The following is a 19,166-nucleotide window of genomic DNA, read 5'->3' on the forward strand; positions in this document are numbered from 1 at the left end:
CCCAAATATTCGACTACGCTTAGAAGCGGTAGCCGAGGTTCAGGTACGTGACGATCGGATTCAGCGAGATCTTCGCTTTCGACGTTTCGGTCAGGGTGCCGACCGGCGTCCGGCGGGCCGTCGTGAAGGTCGCGGTCACGCTGACCGGGATGTACGAGAGCGACAGGCCCGCGAACCAGTGCTTCGTGAAGTTGTACGTGAAGCCGGCGTTGAACACGGGCGCCCACTGGTTGCTGGTCGTCGCGCTGGTCGGGCCGCCGAGCACGCCGTTCTCGAAGCTGCTGTTCGTGATCTTGGCGCCGGTGAACCAGACATACGTCGCGCCGACGCCGACATACGGACGGAACTTCGCGTTGGCGTCGTTGAAGTGGTAGCGAAGCAATACGGCGGGGCTCCACTGGTACGCACGGCCGAGTACGCCGAACTTATCGAACTGACCCTTGCCGGTAATGTCGAACTTCGGCGGTATCCCCATCACGAGCTCGGTGGAGATGTGGTCGGTGACGAAGTAGCCCGCTGCGAGCCCCAGCGTATCGGCGTCGTTGATGCCGGCGCCGGTGTTGGGAATCGATTGGTTGATGGGCGTGCCGCCGACGCGGTAGAGGAACAGCGGGTCGCTGCTGTCCTGCGGCGCAAGGTGCAGCCAGCCGGTGCTGACGTAGAAATCACCTGCGGATTGTGCATGTGCCGTAGCGCCCGCCAATGAGAATGCGAGTGCCGCGGCCCCCGTAATGGCCAGTTTTCGTTTCATTGTGTCTCCTCCGATCAAAGGCGTGCTCATTATGACGACTGCGTTTAAAACCAAACAAGCTCGTAAGTTAGAGTTTTCTCCCTAGGTTTCGTACGACCGTACGCTTTCGCGCCCAGCGGGGACAGGCATTCTACGCAGGTGCGCATTTTCGGACCCCCGGGTATTTCCTAACGCGTTCAAACGGACATTCAGCATGGCACGGTTAGCACGACTCTACGTTCCCGACCAGCCGCAGCACGTGATACTGCGCGGCCTGGATCAGCAACCCGCGTTCGTCGACGACCAGGACTACGAACTCTTCATCGATTGCCTGAAGGCCGCCGCGCGCGATCATCACCTGTCGGTGCACGCCTACGTGCTGCTGCCCCGCCAGGTGCAACTGCTCGTGACGCCGAGCGACGAAGCAAGCCTGCCGAAAGCGATGCAGGCCGTCGGTCGCCGCTACGTCGCGCATTTCAACCGGCGCTATTCGCGGCGCGGCACCCTGTGGGAAGGCCGCTATCGCGCGACCGTGATCGAAGGCGAGCGCTATTTCCTGCTCGCGAGCCGTGTGGTCGAGATGAGCCCGGTGCGCGCGCAGCTCGTCGCGACGCCCGAGGCCTATCGCTGGTCGAGCTACCGGCACCACGTCGGGCTCACTGTCGACAGCCTGATCACCGACCATCCGCTCTACTGGGCGCTCGGCAATACGCCGTTCGACCGCCAGCGCGCGTACAAGGAGCTGTGCGAGCAGCCGCTCGACGAGCGGCAGGCCGACCAGCTGCAGCAGGCGACGTTGAAGGGTTGGGTGCTCGGCGGCGAGAATTATCGCGAGTGGGCGGCGCGTACCGCGAACCGGCGCGTGTCGCCGCTGCCGCGCGGACGCCCCAGAAAGGTGCGTGAAAACACGCCGCCGATCCAGCAGTAACGCAGGACCGGCGGTTCAGGAGGCGGCGCTGCGGGCGCCGCTTCTTTTTGCACCAAAACGATGCGACCCCAATAAAACGGCACCAGATCGAGGCGTGCGTTTAATTGGGGTTCGATCAAGCGGTTTTTGTTGCTATTCCTTTGATTCGTCGCGTATATTCCGAATTCCGGTGGCCCGGGCGAAGCATGCCCATCCACGGTCGGCCGTGCCGTCTCCCGTCGGGAGCGGGATCGACGGCAACAAGAAAATGGTTCAACGGCCTCCAGGCCCCCTTTACGACGGTGTCCCCATGAACGACCACCAGCAGCCGCTCGCCGCGGTGCCCGCCGCACAAGGTCTGTACGACCCGCAAAACGAACACGACGCCTGTGGCGTCGGCTTCGTCGCTCACATCAAGGGCAAGAAGAGCCACGAGATCATTCAGCAGGGTCTGAAGATCCTCGAGAACCTCGATCACCGTGGCGCGGTCGGCGCCGATCCGCTGATGGGCGACGGCGCGGGCATCCTGATCCAGATTCCGGACGCGTTCTACCGCGAGGAAATGGCGAAGCAGGGCGTGAATTTGCCGCCGGCCGGCGAATATGGGGTCGGCATGATCTTCCTGCCGAAGGAAAACGCATCGCGTCTCGCGTGCGAGCAGGAGCTCGAGCGGACGGTGAAGGCCGAAGGCCAGGTCGTGCTCGGCTGGCGCGACGTGCCGGTCGACCATGCGATGCCGATTTCGCCGACCGTGAAGGCGAGCGAGCCGCTGATCCGCCAGATCTTCATCGGCCGCGGCAAGGACATCATGGTGACGGACGCGCTCGAGCGGAAGCTGTACGTGATCCGCAAGACGGCGAGCCACCGCATCCAGGCGCTGAAGCTCAAGCACGGCAAGGAATACTTCGTGCCGTCGATGTCGGCGCGCACGATCGTCTACAAGGGGCTGCTGCTCGCGGGCCAGGTCGGCGTGTATTACCGCGACCTGCAGGACACGCGCGTCGTGTCGGCGCTCGCGCTCGTGCACCAGCGCTTCTCGACCAACACGTTCCCGGCGTGGGAGCTGGCTCACCCGTACCGGATGATCGCGCACAACGGCGAGATCAACACCGTGAAGGGCAACGTGAACTGGCTGAACGCGCGTACCGGCGCGATCGCGTCGCACGTGCTCGCCGACGATCTGCCGAAGCTGTGGCCGCTGATTTACCCTGGCCAGTCGGATACCGCGTCGTTCGACAACTGTCTCGAGCTGCTGGTGATGGCCGGCTACCCGCTCGTGCACGCGGTGATGATGATGATCCCGGAAGCGTGGGAACAGCACACGCTGATGGACGAGAACCGCCGCGCGTTCTACGAATATCACGCCGCGATGATGGAGCCGTGGGACGGCCCGGCCGCGATCGCGTTCACCGACGGCCGCCAGATCGGCGCGACGCTCGACCGTAACGGCCTGCGTCCGGCCCGCTACATCGTCACCGACGACGATCTCGTCATCATGGCGTCGGAAGCCGGCACGCTGCCGATCCCCGAATCGAAGATCGTCAAGAAGTGGCGTCTGCAGCCGGGCAAGATGTTCCTGATCGACATGGAACACGGCCGCATCATCGACGACAAGGAACTGAAGGACAATCTCGCGAACGCGAAGCCTTACAAGAGCTGGATCGACGCCGTGCGCATCAAGCTCGACGAGATCGAGCCGAAGGCCGAGGACGTCGCGGCCGGCCGCACGCAGGGCGCCGCGCTGCTCGACCGCCAGCAGGCGTTCGGCTACACGCAGGAAGACCTGAAGTTCCTGATGGCGCCGATGGCGCAGCAGGGTGAGGAAGCCGTCGGTTCGATGGGCAACGACTCGCCGCTGGCGGTGATGTCGAACAAGAACAAGACGCTCTATCACTACTTCAAGCAGCTGTTCGCGCAGGTCACGAACCCGCCGATCGACCCGATCCGCGAGAACATGGTCATGTCGCTCGTGTCGTTCATCGGCCCGAAGCCGAACCTGCTCGACACGAACAACATCAACCCGCCGATGCGTCTCGAAGTGTCGCAGCCGGTGCTCGACTTCAAGGACATCGCGAAGATCCGCGCGATCGACCAGTACACGGGCGGCAAGTTCAGCGCCTACGAGCTGAACATCTGCTACCCGGTCGCCTGGGGCAAAGAAGGCATCGAAGCGCGCCTCGCGTCGCTGTGCGCGGAAGCCGTCGACGCGGTGAAGTCGGGCTACAACATGCTGATCGTGTCGGACCGCAAGACGGACGCTGAGCATGTCGCGATTCCGGCGCTGCTCGCCACGTCGGCGATCCACTCGCACCTCGTCCAGCAAGGGCTGCGCACGAGCACGGGCCTCGTCGTCGAGACGGGCTCCGCACGTGAAACGCACCACTTCGCGCTGCTCGCGGGCTACGGCGCGGAAGCCGTGCACCCGTACCTCGCGATGGAAACGCTCGCGAAGATGGCGGAAGGGCTGCCGGGCGACCTGTCGCCGGAGAAGGCCGTCTACAACTTCACGAAGGCAGTCGGCAAGGGCCTGCAGAAGGTGATGTCGAAGATGGGCATCTCGACGTACATGTCGTACACGGGCGCCCAGATCTTCGAAGCGCTCGGCCTGTCGAGCGACCTGGTCGAGAAGTACTTCAAGGGCACCGCGTCGAAGGTGGGCGGCATCGGCCTGTTCGAAGTCGCGGAAGAGGCGATCCGCCTGCACCGCGACGCGTTCGGCGACAGCCCGGTCCTGCGCGACATGCTCGACGCGGGCGGCGAGTACGCGTACCGCGTGCGTGGCGAAGACCACATGTGGACGCCGGATTCGATCGCGAAGCTGCAGCACGCGACGCGCAGCAACTCGTACCAGACGTACAAGGAATACGCGCACCTGATCAACGACCAGACCAAGCGTCACATGACGTTCCGCGGCCTGTTCGAATTCAAGGTCGAGCCGACCAAGGCGATCCCGATCGAGAACGTCGAACCGGCGAAGGACATCGTCAAGCGTTTCGCGACGGGCGCGATGTCGCTCGGTTCGATCAGCACGGAAGCGCACGCAACCCTCGCGATCGCGATGAACCGGATCGGCGGCAAGTCGAACACCGGCGAAGGCGGCGAGGACGAGAAGCGCTACCGCAACGAGCTGCGCGGCATTCCGATCAAGTCGGGCGAGACGCTGAAGTCGGTCATCGGCGACGAAATCGTCAGCGACATTCCGCTGCAGGACGGCGATTCGCTGCGCTCGAAGATCAAGCAGGTCGCGTCGGGCCGCTTCGGCGTCACCGCCGAGTACCTCGCGTCGGCCGACCAGATCCAGATCAAGATGGCGCAAGGCGCGAAGCCGGGCGAAGGCGGCCAGCTGCCGGGCCACAAGGTGTCCGAATACATCGGCAAGCTGCGTTACTCGGTGCCGGGTGTCGGCCTGATCTCGCCGCCGCCGCACCACGACATCTACTCGATCGAGGATCTGGCGCAGCTGATCCACGACCTGAAGAACGTGAACCCGAGCGCGAGCATCTCGGTGAAGCTCGTGTCGGAGGTGGGCGTCGGCACGGTCGCGGCCGGTGTCGCGAAGGCGAAGGCCGATCACGTCGTGATCGCCGGCCATGACGGCGGCACGGGCGCATCGCCGCTGTCGTCGGTCAAGCACGCAGGCACGCCGTGGGAACTCGGCCTGGCCGAAACGCAGCAGACGCTGGTGCTGAACCGCCTGCGCGGCCGCATCCGCGTGCAGGCCGACGGCCAGATGAAGACGGGCCGCGACGTCGTGATCGGCGCGCTGCTCGGCGCGGACGAATTCGGCTTCGCGACGGCGCCGCTCGTCGTCGAAGGCTGCATCATGATGCGCAAGTGCCACCTGAATACGTGCCCGGTCGGCGTCGCGACGCAGGATCCGGTGCTGCGTGCGAAGTTCAAGGGCCAGCCCGAGCACGTCGTGAACTACTTCTTCTTCGTCGCCGAGGAAGTGCGCGAGATCATGGCGCAGCTCGGCGTCGCGAAGTTCGACGACCTGATCGGCCGCGCCGACCTGCTCGACACCCGCAAGGGCATCGAGCACTGGAAGGCGAAGGGCCTCGACTTCTCGCGCGTGTTCTACCAGCCGGAAGAGTGCGAGGACGTCGCGCCGCGTCACGTCGACGTACAGGATCACGGCCTCGAGCGTGCGCTCGACCACGTGCTGATCGAGAAGGCGAAGGCCGCGATCGAAAACGGCGAGCATGTGTCGTTCATCCAGCCGGTGCGCAACGTGAACCGGACGGTCGGTGCGATGCTGTCGGGCGTGATCGCGAAGAAGCACGGCCACGACGGCCTGGCCGACGACGCGGTGCACATCCAGCTGAAGGGCACGGCCGGCCAGAGCTTCGGCGCGTTCCTCGCGAAGGGCGTGACGCTCGACCTCGTCGGCGACGGCAACGACTACGTCGGCAAGGGGCTGTCGGGCGGCCGGATCATCATCCGCCCGACCAACGACTTCCGCGGCAAGTCCGAGGAAAACATCATCTGCGGCAACACGGTGATGTACGGCGCGATCGAAGGCGAATCGTTCTTCCGCGGTGTGGCGGGCGAGCGCTTCTGCGTGCGCAACTCGGGTGCGACGGCGGTCGTCGAAGGCACGGGCGACCACGGTTGCGAATACATGACGGGCGGCACGGTCGTCGTGCTCGGCGAGACCGGGCGCAACTTCGCGGCCGGCATGTCGGGCGGTCTCGCGTACATCTACGATCCGGAAGGCACGTTCGCGGCGAAGTGCAACAAGTCGATGGTCGCGCTCGAGCCGGTGCTGCAGCAGGCCGAGCAGGAGCGCACGGTCGACCGCGCGCTCTGGCACGAAGGCACGACGGACGAAGCGCTGCTCAAGGGGCTCGTCGAGCGTCATTTCCAGTTCACGGGTTCGCCGCGCGCGAAGTCGCTGCTGGAAAACTGGGACGCGGCGCGCCGCCAGTTCGTGAAGGTGTTCCCGCACGAATACAAGCGCGCGCTGGGCGAGATCGGTGCGAAGAAGGCGGCGAAGGAAGAGCTGGCCGCCTGAGCGACGAACGACATAGCGAATGCCGCGCGCGCATGATTGCCGCGCGCGGCTCCCCCACCCGATACACCGAACAGAAGAGCACCTTATGGGCAAGGCAACCGGTTTTCTGGAGTTCGAACGCCGCCACGAGGCGTACGAAGCACCGCTCACGCGCGTGAAGCACTACAAGGAATTCGTCGCGGCGCTGACCGACGCGGACGCGAAGATCCAGGGCGCGCGCTGCATGGATTGCGGCATCCCGTTCTGCAACAACGGCTGCCCGGTCAACAACATCATTCCGGACTTCAACGATCTCGTTTACCGCCAGGACTGGCAGCAGGCGATCGAAGTCCTGCATTCGACCAACAACTTCCCGGAGTTCACGGGCCGCATCTGCCCGGCGCCGTGCGAGGCGGCATGCACGCTCGGGATCAACAACGACCCGGTCGGCATCAAGTCGATCGAGCACGCGATCATCGACAAGGCCTGGGCAGAAGGCTGGGTGAAGCCGCTGCCGGCCGAGCACAAGACGGGCAAGAAGGTCGCGGTCGTCGGTTCGGGCCCCGCGGGCCTCGCCGCCGCGCAGCAACTGGCGCGCGCGGGCCACGACGTGACGGTGTTCGAGAAGAACGACCGCGTCGGCGGCCTGCTGCGCTACGGGATTCCCGACTTCAAGCTCGAGAAGTGGCTGATCGACCGCCGCATGCGCCAGATGGAAGCGGAAGGCGTGACGTTCCGCACCAGCGTGTTCATCGGCAAGGATCCGCTGCCCGAGTCGATCGGCAGCCTGGCGAAGGAAACCATCTCGCCCGAAACGCTGAAGGAGGAATTCGACGCGGTCGTGATCGCCGGCGGTTCGGAAACGCCGCGCGACCTGCCGGTGCCGGGCCGCGAGCTCGCGGGCGTGCATTTCGCGATGGACTTCCTGCCGCAGCAGAACCGCGTGAACGCGGGCGACAAGCTCACGGACCAGCTGCTCGCGAAGGGCAAGCACGTGATCGTGATCGGCGGCGGCGATACGGGTTCGGACTGCGTCGGCACGTCGAACCGTCACGGCGCGAAGCAGGTCACGCAGTTCGAGCTGCTGCCGCAGCCGCCGGAAGAGGAAAACAAGCCGCTGGTGTGGCCGTACTGGCCGATCAAGCTGCGCACGTCGTCGTCGCATGACGAAGGTTGCGAGCGCGACTGGGCAGTCGCGACGAAGCGTCTCGAAGGCAAGAACGGCAAGGTCGAGAAGCTGATCGCGGTGCGCGTCGAGTGGAAGGACGGCAAGATGCAGGAAGTGCCGGGCTCCGAGTTCGAAATGAAGGCCGACCTCGTGCTGCTCGCGATGGGCTTCACGCAGCCGGCAGCCCCCGTGCTCGAGGCATTCGGCGTCGCGAAGGATGCGCGCGGCAACGCGCGTGCGGCGACCGAAGGCGATCGTTCGTACTACACGTCGGTCGACAAGGTGTTCGCGGCGGGCGACATGCGCCGCGGCCAGTCGCTCGTGGTGTGGGCGATCCGCGAAGGCCGCCAGTGCGCGCGCTCGGTCGATGCGTACCTGATGGGGCATTCGAACCTGCCGCGTTGAGCGTAGGTCGGTAGCCGTCGTGGAAACCGGGCGTCCGAAAGGGCGCCCGGTTTTTTTGCGCATGCGATTCGATGACGTGCCGCGCGTGCGCTGCGTGTTCCGTATCGGGCGACCGACCGGCGTTTCGGCGCGTCAGCCACTGCCACAGGCGCTTCCCGACACGGCCCCGTGTCGCGGCTTCACGATCCTGGTGCCTCCGCATTTTCGCGAAGCGTCGCCTAATCTGATCACATCCGGCCGCAATTTCCCGTCATCCCAAACCTTTCGTTTTGTAATAATCCTTGAAAACTGTCATATCATGTCGCCCCTCGGGCCGCATTCGCGGTGGCTGCATGTGACCGACCCTATTTACAAGGATTCTGGATGGAAGCACTCGTGCAAGGGCTGATCGACGCCGTCAACGGCGTGTTGTGGAACTACGTGCTGATTGCGCTGCTGCTCGGCGTGGGTCTCTGGTTCACGCTGCGGTTCCGGATGATCCAGCTGAAGGCGCTGTTGCTCAGCGTGAAGCTGGTCGGCAGCAAGGGCGAGCCGGGCAGCATCTCGTCGTTCCAGGCGTTCGCGACCGGGCTCGCGAGCCGCGTCGGCACCGGCAACATCGCCGGCGTCGCGGTCGCGCTGACCGTCGGCGGGCCGGGCGCGATCTTCTGGATGTGGATGACGGCGCTCGTCGGAATGTCGTCCGCGTTCGTCGAGGCGACGCTCGCGCAGATCTTTAAGGTGTCGCACCCGGACGGCAGCTATCGCGGCGGCCCCGCGTACTACATCCAGACGGGCCTGCGCTCGCGCAGCTTCGGCGTGCTGTTCTCGCTGTCGCTGATCCTCGCGTTCGGCTTCGTGTTCAACGCGGTGCAGGCCAACGCGATCGCCGATGCGTTCGATACGTCGTTCGGCTGGAGCCGCGCGAGCGTCGGTCTCGGGCTCGTGCTGCTGACCGCGCCGATCATCTTCGGCGGGATTCGCCGGATCGCGGCGGTTGCGCAGGTGATCGTGCCGCTGATGGCGATCGGCTACCTCGCGCTGGCGGTCTATGCGGTCGCGACGCATATCGCGCTGGTGCCGGGCGTGATCGCGCTGATCGTGAAGAGTGCGTTCGGTCTCGAGCAGGCGGCGGGTGGCCTGACGGGCTATGCGGTCAGCCAGGCGGTCGCGATGGGCGTGAAGCGCGGGCTGTTCTCGAACGAGGCCGGCATGGGCAGCGCGCCGAATGCGGCGGCAACCGCCAGCACGCGGCATCCGGTCGTGCAGGGGCTGATCCAGATGCTCGGCGTATTCGTCGACACGATCGTGATCTGCAGCGCGACCGCCTTCGTGATCCTGCTGTCGGGCCAGTACGAACTGGGCACCGGCATGGAAGGCGCGGCGCTCACGCAGCGCTCGATCGCGAGCCACGTCGGCGACTGGGGCGGCATCTACATGGCGTTCGCGATCTTCTTCTTCGCGTACTCGTCGGTGATCGGCAACTACGCGTATGCGGAAGGCAACGTCGAATTCATCACGAAGCGGCGCGGCGTGCTGCCGCTGTTCCGCGTCGCGGTGCTCGCGATGGTGATGTTCGGCAGCGTCGGGCAACTGCCGCTCGTGTGGGCGATGGCCGATACGAGCATGGGGCTGATGGCGATCATCAACCTGATCGCGATCCTCGCGCTCGGCAAGTACGCGCACGCGGCCTGGCGCGACTATCGTCGCCAGCGCGCGGAAGGCGTGGCCGATCCGGTGTTCACGCGCAACACGATTCCGGAACTCGCGAACGTGCTGCCGACCGACGTGTGGGGCGAGCATGGCCCGCTGCCGCAACGTCCGGCCGCGGCCGATGCCGCAAACGTGCCGCGCGCGGTGGTGCGCGAGTCATGAACGGGGACCGGCTGCGCGTGTTCGTCGCGCTGATGCCCGATGCGGCATCGCGCGACGCGCTGCACGCGTTGCCGGTTACCCGGGGCGCGCGGCGTCCGCTGCCCGCGCAGCTGCATGTGACGCTCGCGTTCGTCGGCGCGATCGAGCGGGTGTGCTGCGACGAGCTGGCCGCGTGCCTGCCGGCGCTCGCGGCCGCACATGCGCTGCCGTTGATGCCGGTCGAACGGATCGCGTGGTGGCCGAGCCTGCCGCGCGCGCGGCTGATCGTCGCCGAGTTGGCCGTCGAGCCGGCGTGCGCGGCGTTGAATGCCGCGCTGTCGGCGAAGCTGCGCGAACTCGGTGTGCCGGCTGACCGACGGCCGTTCCGCCCGCATGTGACGCTCGCGCGGCTGCCGCACGATGCGGTCGGGCAGCCGGCGCACGGCGGTGCGGTGAAGCGGCCGGTCGCGCTGCGGTTCGACGCGCTCACGCTGTTCGAAAGCCGGCTGTCGCACGAAGGCGTGTCGCATCGGCCGATCGTGTCGGCGCCGATTGCGCGGGCAGACGGCGAGGTGGGCGATCAGGCGGCGCAGTGAGCGGCTTGTGAGCTGCGTTGCGATTGCCGGCCGCCATGTGTATCGCGTCAGCGCATCGCGTCGACGATATCGTCGGGCCTACCGGGCCTACCGGGCCTACCGGGCGTAACGCGCGAGCGTCAACCCAGACAGATCGATCTCCGGCTCCCGCCCCGTGACGAGATCCGCCACCACCTTCCCCGACCCCATCGACATCGCCCAGCCCGTCGAACCGTGGCCGACGTTCAGCCAGAGTCCGTCGATCCCGCTCGCGCCCAGCAGCGGCGGCCCGTCGGGCGTCATCGGCCGGCGGCCGACCCAGAAGCGCGTCGACGCCCGATCGGCCGCGTGCGGGAACCAGTCGTCGAGCACCTTCATCAGCGTATCGAGCGCCTGCTGGCGCAGCGCGGCGTGCCGGTTGCCGAGTTCCGCGGTACCCGCGACGCGCAGCGTCGGGCCGAAACGCGTGATCGCCGTCTTCAGCGATTCGTCCATCAGCGCGGCGTGCGGCGATTTTTCGTCGTCGACGACGGCGAGCGTCGCCGAGTAGCCCTTCACCGGATACAGCGGCACGTCGATGCCGTGCGGCCGCAGCAGGCCGGCGCTGTCGACGCCGAGCGCGACGACGATCGCATCGGCTGCGAGCCGCACGTCGCGATGCTTGCCGCCGGGGTTCGATGCATGCGGATTCGGTCCGCCATCCTCGTCGCCGTTGCCGACGATCCGCACGCCGCGCACCCGGCCGGCTTCAACGTCGAGCGTCCGCACTGCCGTGCGAAAGCGGAACGTCACGCCGTTGGCTTCACACAGTGCTCGCAGTTCGCGCGTGAAGCGTGCGCAGTCGCCGGCTTCGTCGTCGGGCAGGTAGATGCCGCCGACGGGCGCCTGCCGCGCCCAGCGCAAGCCCGGCTCGATCGCCGTACAACCGGCCGCGTCGAGTTCGCGAAACGCGATGCCCGCGTCGCGCAGCACCTTCAGCGCGGGCTGCACCATCTCGACGTCGAATGCGCCGCGCAGCAGTTGCAGGTAGCCGCGGCTCGCGCCGTAGTCGAACGGATGGCTGTCGCGAAACGCATGCAGGCACGCGCGGCTGTAATACGCGATGCGCTGCATCCGCTGCTTGTTCACACGGAACCGCTCGAATTCGCATTCGCGCAGCCAGCGCGCGATCCAGCGCCACTGCGCGGCGTCGAGCGTCGGCCGGAAGATCAGCGGCGAAGCGGGCTTGAACAGGTACTTGAGGATCTTGCCGGGCATCCCGGGCGCGGCCCACGGCGTCACGTAGCCGGGGGCGATCACGCCCGCGTTGCCGAGGCTCGTCGCCTGCGCGACATCGGCTTCGCGTTCGATCACGGTGACGTCGCAGCCTGCTTCGCGCAGGTGCCAGGCCGTGGTGACGCCGATCACGCCGGCGCCGAGAACGATCACGTGCATGCGGTTTCCCGAACGAAGAGGCCGCTCACGACGCGACGGCCGGATCGTCGACGAGCGACTTGCCGCGCGTTTCCGGCAGCACGAGCGCGGCGACGATCACGAGCAGGTAGCCGCCGCCCGCGACGAGGCCGATCGCCTTCACGAGCGACATCGACTGCGACAGCGCGCCGACGAGGATTGGGAAGAACGAGCCGAGCCCGCGGCCGAGGTTGTAGCAGAAGCCCTGGCCCGAACCGCGGATCGCGCCCGGATACAGCTCCGACAGATAAGCCCCGACGCCCGCGAAGATCCCCTGCACGACGATGCCGAGCGGGAAGCCGAGCAGCAGCATCGCGGTGTCGGTGATCGGCAGCATCGTGTACGCCATGCCGAGCGAGAACGAGCCGATCGCGAACAGGATGAACGACGCGCGGCGGCCGAGCCGGTCGGACAGGATTGCGCCGACCACGTAGCCGACGAACGAGCCGACGATCAGCACGACGAGATAGCCGCTCGTGTTGAACACCGACAGGTGGCGGACGGTTTTCAGGTAGGTGGGCAGCCACGTCGTGATCGCGTAGTAGCCGCCGAGCATCCCGGTGCACAGTGCGCTGCCGAACAGCGTCGCGCGCAGGTGCGGCGGCGAGAAGATCTCGAGGAAGTGGCCCGACACGCGGCCTTCGTCGCGTGCGCGGCGGGTGGCCGTGTAGATGTCCGGATCGCTGACGTTGCGGCGGATGTACAGGATCCACAGCGCGGGCAAGATGCCGATCCAGAAGCACGCGCGCCATGCGACCTGCTCGGGCAGCAGCGCGAAGAACGCCCAGTAGAGGATCGCGGCCGCGCCCCAGCCGAACGACCAGCTGCTCTGCACGGTGCCGACCGCCTTCCCGCGATGCTCGGGCGAGCGGATCGTCTCGGCCATCATGATCGTCACGACCGACCATTCGCCGCCGAAGCCGAAGCCCTGCAGCGTGCGCGTCGCGAGCAGCTGCCAGAACGAATGGGTGAAGCCGGACAGGCAGGTGAACAGCGCAAAGGTCGCGATGGTCCACTGCAGCACGCGTACGCGGCCGTAGCGGTCGGCGAGGATGCCGGCGACCCAGCCGCCGAGCGCCGACGAGATCAGCGAGCTCGTCGCGATCATCCCGGCCTCGCTCTTCGTCATGCCCCAGGTGGCGATCAGCGTCGGAATCAGGAACGAATAGATCATGAAGTCGAACGCATCGACCGCGTAGCCGCCGAAGCCGGCGTACAGCGTCCTGCGCTCGCGCGTCGACAGTTCGTTGAACCACTGGAATGCCTGCATGCTTGCCGCCCCCTCTTTTGTCTCGTCTCGTGCTCTGCCGTCTGGCGGCTATTTTACGGGCGGGATGCGGGGTGCCAAAAAGGTGAGTGCCGGTGCGTGGCGGCGCGGTGAGCGGTGAGGGCGATGGGCGTTCGTCCGGGGAACGCGTGATGGCCGATCCGATCGCGCCTGGGCGACAGGCAGGCCCGGGCAACGGTGACGGTCCACGCGCCGGCACGGCGCGCAGGCACATGCTTCAGAGCGTCAGGCCACCGTCGACATGCACGACCTGCCCGGTGATCTGCCGCGCGGCGTCCGACAGCAGGAACGCAATCAGCGCGGCGACGTCGTCGGGTTCGGCGATCCGGCCGAGCGGTGTCGCCTGTTCGGCCTGCGCCCATGCGGCGGCATTGCCGGCGCTCGGCCCGTGGTCCTTGCGCGTGAAGCCCGGCGCGACCGCGTTGACGGTGATGCCGCGCGCGGCGAATTCGGCGGCGGCGGTGCGCACCAGCGATTCGAGCGCGGCCTTCGCTGCGGCGGTGGCCGCGAACGGCGCATCGGCGCGGTAGCGGTGCGCAACGAACGAACTGACCGCGACGATCCGCGGTGCAGCCGACGCTTCGAGCAGCGGACGTGCGCGGCCCGCGAGCGCGGAGAACGCGCCGGGCATCGCCGCGAAGGCGGACGCGAGCGCGTCCGCGGACAGACCGGAAAAGGATTGCCGGGCAGCGAAGCCCGCGTTGGCGACCAGGTGATCGAGCCCGCCGAAGCGTGACGCGGTTGCTTCGACGAGCGACGCGGCGACGCCCGGCTCGCCGAGATCGCCGGTGAGCGTGACGCACTCCGCGCCGGCCGCCGTACACGCGTGAGCCACTTCGGTGAGCCGGGCGCGCGCCGCGTCGTCCGCACCGCGCGCGTGCAGGGCCAGCGCCATGCCGGGCGCCGCGAGCCGCCGCGCGAGCGCCGCGCCGATCCCCGAACCCGCGCCGGTGATCAGCGCGATTCGTGCGATGTGCGCGGCGCTTGCGCTCAAGCCGCGACCTTGTCGCTGTCGTTCACGCGCTCGACGTTGATCGTGCCGACGTGGAACGCGGCCAGCGATTCGCGGTGCGCGATGCTGACGATCGCGGCCTTCGGTAGCCGTTCGGCGAACAGGTGGTACAGGCGCGCTTCGTTGTCGGCGTCGAGCGCGCTCGTCGCTTCGTCGAGGAACAGGAAGTCGGGCTTGTGCAGCAGCACGCGTGCGCCAGCCAGGCGTTGCTGCTCGCCGGGCGACAACACGCGGGTCCAGTGCGCGGTTTCGTCGAGGCGGTCGACGTAATCCTCGAGGCGGCATGCGCGCAGCGCGTCGCGGCAGGCTTCGTCGCTGAACGCGTCGGCCGTCGCCGGATAGGTGAGCGCGGCCTTCAGCGTGCCGATCGGCAAGTAGCTCGTCTGCGGCACGAACATCATTCGCGCGCCGACCGGCGCGTCGATCGCGCCGTCGCCGAACGGCCACAGGCCCGCGAGCGCGCGCATGAACGTGCTCTTGCCGGAACCCGACTTGCCGATCACGAGCCAGCGCGAGCCGGGCTCGATCGTGACGCTGCCGATGTTCGCGAGCGCGTTGCCGTTCGGCAGCGCGAGCTTGAGCGACGACGTCGACAGCTTCGCGCCGTCGACGTAGTGCAGGTTGATGCCGCCGTGCTCGGTCGCGGGCGACAGGCTTTCCTTCAGGTGCGACGTGCCCATCACGCGCTTGAATTCGCGCAGACGGTTGACGGTGGCGCGCCATTCGACGAGGGTCGAGTAACTGTTGATGAACCACGAGAACGAATCGCTGACGGTGCCGAACGCGGACGAGATCTGCATCAGCACGCCGAACGAGAACGCACCCGCGAAATAGCGCGGCGCGGCGACGACGAGCGGGAAGATGATCGCGATCTGCCCGTAGAAGCTCAGCACGAACGTGAGCCGCTTCGTGTACTTCATCACGCGCCACCAGTTGTCGCGGATGCGCATGAAGAGGCTTTGCGCGTTGCCGGTCTCGGTCTTCTCGCCGTCGTAGAACGCGATCTGCTCGGCGTTCTCGCGCACGCGGATCAGCCCGAAGCGGAAGTCGGCCTCGACGCGCTGCTGCTGGTAGTTGATCGACACGAGCGGATGGCCGACCTTCTGGATGATCAGCGAGCCGACCACCGCGTACAGCGCGGCCGCCCACACCATGTAGCCGGGGATCGCGATCGGCGTCGCGCCGAGCGAAATCGTCAGCGCGCCGGCGAGCGACCACAGGATCGTGATGAACGACACGAGCGTGACGACCGTCGACAGCAGGTCGAGCGACAGCGCGAGCGTGGTCGTCGCGAACGACTGGAGATCGTCGGTGATCCGCTGGTCGGGGTTGTCGGCGAGGCGGTCACGCTCGATCCGGTAGAACGCGCGATCGCCGAGCCACTGGCCGAGAAAGCGGTCGGTGAGCCACTGGCGCCAGCGGAAGCCGAGCATCTGCCGCAGGTAGCGGCCGTACACGGCGAGGATGATGAAGGCGAACGCGAGCGCGGAGAACTGCATCAGCAGGTTTGGGAAGTCGTGGACGTCCTTCGACTGCAGCGCGTTGTAGAACTCCGCGTTCCACTTGTTCAGCCGGACGTTGATCCAGACCACGCAGAGGTTGATCGCGATGATCGTGACCAGCAGGCCCCACGCGATTTTCCATTCGGACGATACCCAGTAGGGCTTGATGAGGCTCCATGCGGATACCGGGCGCTCGTCCTGCGGCGCGTCGGAGGCGGAGCGGACGGGATCGATCGATTGGGTCATGTGCTTCCTGATGAGTAGCCGGCGCGCGGGCCGGGCGAAGCCGGGCGCGCGCCGCGATACGGCATGCCGGGACGCGGCGCCGACTGACGGCGGGCGCAGCGATGGTCGCCCGCGCGTCTTAAACGGCACTTAAGGCCGGCGGTGACGCGGCAACCGGCCGCTCGCGCGGCCGGCCTGCGGGCATTGTGCCAGAGCGGCGCGGCGCGACGGCGAATTTGCCGCAAGGGGGACAGTTTGCGGCGCTTTCCGCTTTTATGGTCTAATGGCCGACGACGAAACAGGGGTGCTTCGTGGCGCGGCCGGCAGATGTTCCGGGCAGCGCGATGAGGCTGAGAAAGACCCTTCGCACCCGATCCGGGTAATACCGGCGAGGGAAGTTTCTGATCCCGCCGGGTCGCGCTGGCTGCCATCCCACATGGTCAGCGCCCTTGTCCCGCCCGGCCGGCCTTTGCTGCCGGTTTCGTCCTTTTGGGTACGCGCTTTGCGCGTTACGGAAGGAATGATGACCGCACAATCTTCAGTCTTTTGCATGGTTCCCGGTCCGATGCCGCGTGCGTTCGCGTGCGGCGGCGCGTGCGCGTCGACGCTCGTCGTGCGTGCTCGCGCGGAGGGCGCGCGATGAACGCCCGGGATTCCCGACCCGATTTCGCGGTGCTCGGCGGCGGCCTCGTCGGCCGCCTGATCGCGTGGCGGCTCGCCGGCGACGGGCATCGCGTCGCGCTTTACGAGCGCGGCGGCCCGGACGGCGAACAGTCGGCCGCGTGGATCGCGGCCGCGATGCTCGCGCCGCTCGCGGAAGCCGCGAGCGCGGAGCTGCTGATCACCGGGCTGGGCGCCGCGTCGCTCGCGCGCTGGCCGCAGTGGCTCGCGGAACTGCCCGAACCCGTCTTCTTCCAGCATCACGGCACGCTCGTCGTCTGGCATCACGCCGATCGCGCGGAGGCGCCGCTGTTCGAGCGGCGCGTGCGCGCGAACGCGCCGGCCGACCTGTTCGACCGCGGTTTCGTGACGCTCGCCGGCGCGCAGGTCGACGCGGCCGAGCCGGTGCTCGCGGGCCGCTTCGCGCGCGGCCTGCTGCTGCCGAACGAAGGCCAGCTCGACAATCGCCAGGCGCTGCGTGCGCTCGCGGCCGGCCTCGTCGAACGCGGCGTCGACCTGCACTGGCACGTCACCATCGACGATACGAACCTGCCCGCCGCGCATTTCACGATCGATTGCCGCGGGCTCGGCGCGAAACCCGCGCTGCCCGCGTTGCGCGGCATCCGCGGCGAAGTCGCGCGCGTGCGCGCGCCCGGCATCGGGCTCACCCGGCCCGTTCGGCTGCTGCATCCGCGCTACCCGCTGTACATCGCGCCGAAGCAGGACGATCTCTATGTGATCGGCGCGACCGAGGTGGAGGGCGAGGACATGTCGCCCGTCAGCGTGCGCTCCGCGCTCGAACTGCTGAGCGCGGCGTTCTCCGTGCATCCGGCGTTCGGCGAGGCGCGCATCCTCGAACTCAATGCGCAGTGCCGGCCGACGCTGCCCGATCATCGCCCGGCGGTGATCTGGGACGGCGCGTCGACGCTCGCCGTCAACGGCCTGTACCGGCACGGCTTCATGATCGCGCCGGAAGTCGCGCACGCGGCGGTCGCGGTTGCCGAAGCCGCGCTCGGCGGCGCGTTCGGCGACGCCGATGCGTTCGCCGCGTGGCGCGACGCCGAGCGCTGGCCGACGCTCCTTCATCACTGCAACGACGCGCGCCAGCCGGCCTGACGCGCGCTGCCGACCGAATTCGACGAAGCCTCATGGATATCCAGATCAACCAACAGAACCTGACGTTGCCCGACGGCGCGACGGTGGCCGACGCGCTCGCCGCGTACGGCGCGCGTCCGCCGTACGCGGTCGCGCTGAACGGCAACTTCGTCGCGCGCACGCAGCACGCGGCGCGTGCGCTCGCGGCGGGCGACAAGCTCGACGTCGTGCACCCGGTCGCGGGCGGCTGAGCGCCGCCGCGTTGTTCACGCTTCGTCCCCGCTCTTTCAGGAAAACGACATGACGTCCCTCACCTCCGCCGACGCGTTGACGCTGTACGGTGAAACCTTCGCAAGCCGCGTGCTGCTCGGCACGTCGCGCTATCCGTCGCTGCAGTCGCTGTCCGATTCGATCGCCGCGTCGCGGCCGGGGATGGTGACGGTCGCGTTGCGCCGCCAGATGACGGGCGGCACGGCCGAAGCCGGCTTCTTCGACCTGCTCAAGCGCCACGCGGTGCCGCTGCTGCCGAACACGGCCGGCTGCCAGACCGTCTCCGAAGCCGTGACGACCGCCCACATGGCGCGCGAGGTCTTCGGCACCGACTGGATCAAGCTCGAACTGATCGGCGACGACTACACGTTGCAGCCCGACCCGGTCGGCCTGATCGAAGCGGCCGCGCAACTGGTCAAGGACGGTTTCAAGGTGCTGCCGTACTGCACCGAGGATCTGGTGATCGGCCGGCGCCTGCTGGACGTCGGCTGCGAGGCGCTGATGCCGTGGGGCGCGCCGATCGGCACGGGCAAGGGCGTCGTGAACCCGTACGGCCTGCGCGTGCTGCGCGAGCGGCTGCCGGACGTGCCGCTGATCGTCGACGCGGGACTCGGCGTGCCGTCGCACGCATGCCAGGTGATGGAGTGGGGCTTCGACGGCGTGTTGCTGAACACGGCCGTGTCGCAGGCCACGCACCCCGAAATCATGGCGCGCGCGTTTGCGCAGGGCGTCGAGGCCGGCCGTGCCGCGTATCTCGCCGGGCCGATGGATGCGCGCGAGACCGCGCATGCGAGCACGCCGGTCGTCGGGATGCCGTTCTGGCACCAGGACGGAGGCGGCGCATGAGCGCGCGTTTCGCCGATGCATTCTGGCCGCCGGCCGACGAACTGGCCGAAGCGGCCGAACGGATTCGCGCGCGGCTCGGTGACTGGCAGGGCGGGGCGGCGCCGTGGCGGCTGTGCGTCGCGGTGCCCGATGTGCCGGCCGATGGCGACGTGCTGATCGTCTCGGCTGGCGACCGCGCCGCGCAGGCGCGCGCGTCGGCCGCGTC

General features: G+C 67.6%; 13 protein-coding genes, 1 pseudogene and 1 riboswitch. Of the genes and pseudogenes, 9 read left to right on the plus strand and 5 right to left on the minus strand.

The features are described from left to right. Positions 1–19 precede the first annotated feature (19 nt). A complete protein-coding gene (locus F3J15_RS28610; protein ID WP_166895412.1) occupies positions 20–751 on the minus strand; it encodes an OmpW family outer membrane protein in 732 nt (243 codons plus the stop codon). A 193-nt stretch (positions 752–944) separates the two neighbouring features. Between F3J15_RS28610 and F3J15_RS28615 the strand changes: the two genes are divergently transcribed. The 5 genes from F3J15_RS28615 to thpR all read left to right on the plus strand — a co-directional run bounded on the left by F3J15_RS28615 (position 945) and on the right by thpR (position 10,632). Continuing rightward, entirely contained in the window at positions 945–1,658 is a 714-nt protein-coding gene (locus F3J15_RS28615; protein WP_006477151.1) for a transposase, read from the plus strand. Between the two features lie 289 nt (positions 1,659–1,947). Beyond that, the gene (locus F3J15_RS28620; RefSeq protein ID WP_166895414.1) at positions 1,948–6,651 is read left to right on the plus strand and encodes a glutamate synthase-related protein; all 4,704 of its coding nucleotides are present in this window, start codon (positions 1,948–1,950) and stop codon (positions 6,649–6,651) included. Between the two features lie 85 nt (positions 6,652–6,736). Continuing rightward, entirely contained in the window at positions 6,737–8,203 is a 1,467-nt protein-coding gene (locus F3J15_RS28625) for a glutamate synthase subunit beta (RefSeq protein ID WP_166895416.1), read from the plus strand. Positions 8,204–8,566: 363 nt separating this feature from the next. Beyond that, positions 8,567–10,057: a sodium:alanine symporter family protein gene (locus F3J15_RS28630; protein ID WP_166895418.1), complete on the plus strand. Its 1,491-nt coding sequence runs from the start codon at positions 8,567–8,569 to the stop codon at positions 10,055–10,057. Further along, a complete protein-coding gene (gene thpR, locus F3J15_RS28635; RefSeq protein WP_166895420.1) occupies positions 10,054–10,632 on the plus strand; it encodes an RNA 2',3'-cyclic phosphodiesterase in 579 nt (192 codons plus the stop codon). The genes F3J15_RS28630 and thpR overlap by 4 nt, the downstream gene beginning before the upstream one ends. A gap of 96 nt (positions 10,633–10,728) precedes the next feature. On the opposite strand, the gene F3J15_RS28640 is transcribed toward thpR, so the two are convergent. The 4 genes from F3J15_RS28640 to F3J15_RS28655 form a co-directional block, all read right to left on the minus strand. Then, on the minus strand, positions 10,729–12,090 hold the full coding sequence (locus F3J15_RS28640) for a D-amino acid dehydrogenase (RefSeq protein WP_345891582.1): 1,362 nt from the start codon (positions 12,088–12,090) through the stop codon (positions 10,729–10,731). Then, the gene (locus F3J15_RS28645; protein WP_089430505.1) at positions 12,071–13,333 is read right to left on the minus strand and encodes an MFS transporter; all 1,263 of its coding nucleotides are present in this window, start codon (positions 13,331–13,333) and stop codon (positions 12,071–12,073) included. The genes F3J15_RS28640 and F3J15_RS28645 overlap by 20 nt, the downstream gene beginning before the upstream one ends. Before the next feature lie 235 nt (positions 13,334–13,568). Beyond that, positions 13,569–14,345, minus strand: a complete 777-nt coding sequence (locus F3J15_RS28650) for an SDR family oxidoreductase (RefSeq protein WP_166895424.1) — start codon at positions 14,343–14,345, stop codon at positions 13,569–13,571. Next, entirely contained in the window at positions 14,342–16,111 is a 1,770-nt protein-coding gene (locus F3J15_RS28655; RefSeq protein ID WP_089444823.1) for an ABC transporter ATP-binding protein/permease, read from the minus strand. Before F3J15_RS28655 ends, F3J15_RS28650 begins: the two co-directional genes overlap by 4 nt. A gap of 269 nt (positions 16,112–16,380) precedes the next feature. Beyond that, a riboswitch (TPP riboswitch) is annotated at positions 16,381–16,504 on the plus strand. Between the two features lie 225 nt (positions 16,505–16,729). Here F3J15_RS28655 and F3J15_RS28660 point away from each other — a divergent pair. The 4 genes and pseudogenes from F3J15_RS28660 to F3J15_RS28675 all read left to right on the plus strand — a co-directional run. Beyond that, complete coding sequence (locus F3J15_RS28660; protein ID WP_166895425.1) at positions 16,730–17,866, plus strand: FAD-dependent oxidoreductase; 1,137 nt, start codon at positions 16,730–16,732, stop codon at positions 17,864–17,866. 32 nt (positions 17,867–17,898) lie between these two features. After that, positions 17,899–18,096 carry a sulfur carrier protein ThiS gene (gene thiS / locus F3J15_RS28665; RefSeq protein ID WP_011350713.1) on the plus strand — a complete coding sequence of 66 codons (198 nt, stop codon included), beginning with the start codon at positions 17,899–17,901 and terminating at the stop codon, positions 18,094–18,096. 49 nt (positions 18,097–18,145) lie between these two features. Further along, on the plus strand, positions 18,146–18,961 hold the full coding sequence (locus tag F3J15_RS28670; RefSeq protein WP_166895426.1) for a thiazole synthase: 816 nt from the start codon (positions 18,146–18,148) through the stop codon (positions 18,959–18,961). Then, a pseudogene (locus F3J15_RS28675) lies at positions 18,958–19,166 on the plus strand (thiamine phosphate synthase); the annotation flags it as partial. The gene F3J15_RS28670 and the pseudogene F3J15_RS28675, both read left to right, overlap by 4 nt.

This window comes from Burkholderia sp. Ap-955, assembly GCF_011753045.1.
Taxonomy (GTDB): domain Bacteria; phylum Pseudomonadota; class Gammaproteobacteria; order Burkholderiales; family Burkholderiaceae; genus Burkholderia; species Burkholderia lata_D.